The following is a 4,096-nucleotide window of genomic DNA, read 5'->3' as shown; positions in this document are numbered from 1 at the left end:
GCAGGGGCAGCGACGACGACGAATCCGGAATCGGACTGAAGGCCGAGTAATAGACCCGCCGCAGATGGTAGCTGCCATAGAGCCGGGCGCTCGTGTGCAATATGCCGTCGTCGGATGTCTTGTCGGCGCCGATGATCATCTGCGTCGACTGGCCGCCCGGCGCAAAGCGTTCGCGCTTTTTGGTCTTCAAAGTCGGCTCGGCCTTCTCCTCCATCTTCTGGCGCAGCCTGGCCATGGAAAGCCGGATTGTCTCCGGCTTCTTCTCGGGCGCCAGCCGCTTCACACCCTCGTCGGTTGGCAGTTCGACATTGATCGACAGCCGGTCGGCATAGAGACCGGCCTGCTCGACCAGTTCGGCCGAGCTTTCCGGGATGGTCTTCAAATGGATGTAACCGGAGAATTTCTCCTCCAGGCGTAGCCGGCGCGCCACCTCGACCATCTCCCCCATGGTCTCGTCCGGCGAGCGAACGACACCCGAGGACAGGAACAGGCCTTCTATGTAGTTGCGCCGGTAGAAATCCATGGTCAGCTTCACCACCTCGTCGATGCCAAAGCGGGCTCGCCGCACGTTGGAAGACGAACGGTTGATGCAGTAGCTGCAATCATAGATGCAGAAATTGGTCAGCAGGATTTTCAGCAGCGAAATGCAGCGGCCGTCCGGCGCGTAGGAATGGCAGATGCCCATGCCCTCGGTGGAGCCGATGCCGCCTGATTCCAGCGAGTCCTTTTTCGCCGCACCCGATGAGGCGCAGGACGCATCGTATTTGGCGGCATCGGAGAGGACAGCCAGTTTTTCACGGACGGTGAGTGCGCTCATCCGTTCATGATATGTTCTTATCCGCCCTTATGCCACCTCATTTGATGGAAACGGCGAAAAAGTGATCGCCCGCCCGGCCCTCAGACTTCGTGCAGATAGAGGTGGTAATCCAGTTCGCTGACCGTGCGTGCCACGCGCAGGTATTCGGACTGTTTGATCGCCACGAAGGTCCGGTGCAGGTCCTCGCCGAGCGCGTTCTTCAGGAAGCTGGACGCCCGGGCCGATTCGATCGCGGCGCGCCAGTCGACAGGCATGGTTGTGCGCGTGACCGCTGCCTCATAGCCGTTGCCGGTCGTTTCGGGCCCCGGATCGAGCCCTTCATCCATGCCCTTGATGATGCCGGCGAGCACGGTTGCGGCGATCAGATAGGGGTTGGCGTCGACGCCCGACGGCCGGTGCTCGATGCGCCGGTTCTTGGCGTCGCCGGCCGGCACACGCAGCGCCACCGATCGGTTGTTGACGCCCCATGTCGGCGCCACCGGCGCATAGGATTGCGAGACGAAGCGCCGCCAGGAATTGGCGTGCGGCGCAAACACCAGCATCGATTCCGCCATGGTCTGGATGAGGCCGCCGAGCCCTTGCAGCAGCGGCAGCGACCAGCTCTCGCCGCCGGCTTCGGCAAAGACGTTTCGGCCGGCTCTGTCCTGCAGCGAAACATGGAAATGCATGCCCGAGCCGGCGTATTTCTCGATCGGCTTGGCCATGAAGCAGGCGGTGACGCCGTGGCGGCGCGCCTGCGCCCGCACCAGCCGCTTAAGCATGACCAGGTCGTCGGCCGCCCGCATCACATCCTTGCGGTAGTTCAGCGTCAATTCGTACTGGCCGGGCGCATATTCGGAAATGACCGTCTCGGCCGGAATGCCTTGCGCCTTGGCTGCGGCATAGATGTCGGAGAACAGCGGCTCCATGCCGTGCAGATGGTCGACGGAATAGACTTCCGTCTTGCCCGAGACGCGGCCGTCGAGCACGGCGCGCGCCGGCTGCACCTTGCCGTCGGCATCGCGCTCATTGGCCAGCAGGAAGAATTCAAGTTCGAAGGCGCCGGCCGGATAGAGGCCCTTGGCCGCCAGGATGTCGACTTGCCGAGCCAACGCCAGCCGCGGATCCGACGACATCGGCCGGCCGTCGAGCATGTACATCGCCATCAGCAGCTGGCCACGCGGCGGGCTCGTGCCGTAGAGCGGCACCAGCGTACCGGGGATCGGCCATGCCCTGAGATCGCCGTCGCCGGTCGTCCAAATCAACCCGGTCTCGTGCACATCCTCGCCGGTGATGTCGAGGCCCAGGATCGAGATCGGCATATGGCGGCCGCCCTCGAAGATGCTCTTCAGCTCATGCCGGCGCACGATCTTGCCGCGGCCGACGCCATTGGCGTCGGTCAGCACGATATCGAAGGCTTCGATCTCGGGATGGGCGTCGAGAAAGGCTTGCGCCTCGGCGGATGTCGAGCCCGAAGGTGAGGTCATTATGGCATTGGGATGGTCCATCGCCGCTTGTCTCATGCCGCAAGCTTTGCCGCAACCGCGCCGAAGGCGGTGATCAGCCGGTTAACCTGGGTCGCAGTGGTCGCCGGCGAGATCAGCATCATGTTGTGGAAGGGTGCGATCAGCACGCCGCGATTGACCAGCGCGACATGGATGGCGGCCTCCAGTTCCGGCGCATGCGCCACTTCCGCCTCGGCGCCATTGCGCAGCGGACCGGGCGCGCAGATGAACTCGACGCGGGCGCCGACACGGGAAACATGCCAGGGCAGGCGATAGCGATCGATCACGCCGGTCAACCCGGCATCGAGCCGCCGCGCCAGGTGATCCATGCGGTCATAATTTTCCGGCGTCATTACCTCTTCAAGCGCGGCGCGCATCGCTGCGAACTGCAGCGGGTTGGCCGAGAGCGTCGTGCCCATGCCGGAATAGCCCGGCTCCTTGGTCCTGTTGTAGTCCGCGTAGCGCGAGGCGACGTCGTCGCTCATGCCCCAGACACTGGCCGGCACGCCGCCGGCGATCGGCTTGCCCAGGACGAAGAAGTCCGGGTCGAGACCATATTTCCTCGTGTAGCCGCCGGGGCCGGTCGAGATCGTGTGCGTCTCGTCGATCAGAAGCAGTGTGCCGGCTTGGCGTGTCAGTTTGCGCAGGGCGTCATGGTAGCCCGGATCGGCAAGCACCATGCAGGAGTTGGTCAGCACCGGTTCGGCGATGACGCAGGCGACGTCCTTATCCCCAAGCGCGGCTTCGAGTGCTGAGATATCGTTGAACTCGATGACCTTGGCCGTACGGGTCAGGTCGCGGAATTCCCCCGCCAATCCCGGCCGGTTGACGGGCTTGCCGTCGATCAGCCGCACCATCGTCTCGTCGACCGAGCCATGGTAGCAGCCGTTGAAGACAAGGATCTTCTCCCGGCCGGTGACGGCTCGGGCGACGCGCAGCGCAAAGCGGTTGGCGTCGGTCGCCGTCGTCGCGATCTGCCAGAACGGCAGGCCGAAGCGCTGCTGCAGCAGCGGCCCGATGGCGAGCGCATCTTCCGAAGGCAGCATATAGGTCAGGCCACGTCCGGCCTGGCGGCGGATGGCGCGCGCCACCGGCGGCGGCGAATGGCCGAACATCGAGCCGGTGTCGCCAAGGCAGAAATCGTCGAGCTTGTTTCCGTCGATGTCGGTGATCGTGGCGCCCTTGGCGCTGTCGACCAGGATCGGGAACGGCGTCGGCCAGTCGTTCATCCAGTGCATCGGCACGCCGCCGAAGAAGCCGGGCAGGCCGTTGCCGACCTTCGCCTGAGATTGCGGCCGCGCCTTGCGGAAGGCTGCCCCCTCGGTCTCGCGCAGATCGGCAATGCGGTCGCGGCCGATGCCGCCGATGGACGTCTTGGACATATCGCTGTGCATGAAAACCCCTCTGGTCGATTCCTCTTAGCCAATCCGTGTCTGCATCCGCAATTGGCCGCGCATCTGTCCTGCGTTGGCTCAGCCTTTGGCGGCGGCGCTTGACCGTGCTGCCGAAGTCGGCGCCAATATGAGCGGAAATTGAGGGGGGAGGGGTAATGAGGACGGTCATCTGTGTGGCGATGCACCTGTCGTTGGCGAGCGCGGCCTTCGCGTCGGGCGGCATCTGGTGCTCCACCGACGACACGGCGGCGACATTCGAGGTCGAGGCCGGCGTCACCAGAGGCATGGGCGGGCCGACCTTCAACTTTCGCGGCAACCTCGAAATTCTGAGCCGGCCTGCCAGCGACAGCCTGCGCAAGACCGTGTTTGAGGATTCCAACCTGACGCAGTACTGGCTCGAC

Annotated in this window: 3 protein-coding genes and 1 pseudogene; 1 reads left to right on the top strand and 3 read right to left on the bottom strand. The window is 64.3% G+C overall.

The window, feature by feature from the left end; all coding sequences use genetic code 11:
* The 3 genes from EN925_RS25880 to EN925_RS25870 form a co-directional block, all read right to left on the bottom strand.
* Positions 1 to 817 (bottom strand): putative DNA modification/repair radical SAM protein (locus EN925_RS25880; RefSeq protein WP_128337028.1); only part of this gene is annotated, 817 nt, incomplete at its 3' end.
* Positions 818 to 897: 80 nt separating this feature from the next.
* Positions 898 to 2,304, bottom strand: a complete 1,407-nt coding sequence (locus tag EN925_RS25875; protein ID WP_082827523.1) for a glutamine synthetase family protein — start codon at positions 2,302 to 2,304, stop codon at positions 898 to 900.
* 11 nt (positions 2,305 to 2,315) lie between these two features.
* Positions 2,316 to 3,695 (bottom strand): aspartate aminotransferase family protein, encoded by a 1,380-nt coding sequence (locus tag EN925_RS25870; protein ID WP_127369174.1) that lies wholly within the window; start codon positions 3,693 to 3,695, stop codon positions 2,316 to 2,318.
* 155 nt (positions 3,696 to 3,850) lie between these two features.
* On the opposite strand from EN925_RS25870, the pseudogene EN925_RS25865 reads away from it, so the two are divergent.
* Positions 3,851 to 4,096: pseudogene (locus EN925_RS25865) on the top strand (hypothetical protein); the annotation flags it as partial.

The organism is Mesorhizobium sp. M7A.F.Ca.US.006.04.2.1, from assembly GCF_004022915.1.
Classification (GTDB): domain Bacteria; phylum Pseudomonadota; class Alphaproteobacteria; order Rhizobiales; family Rhizobiaceae; genus Mesorhizobium; species Mesorhizobium ciceri.
This window is presented reverse-complemented; position numbering and strand designations above follow the sequence as displayed.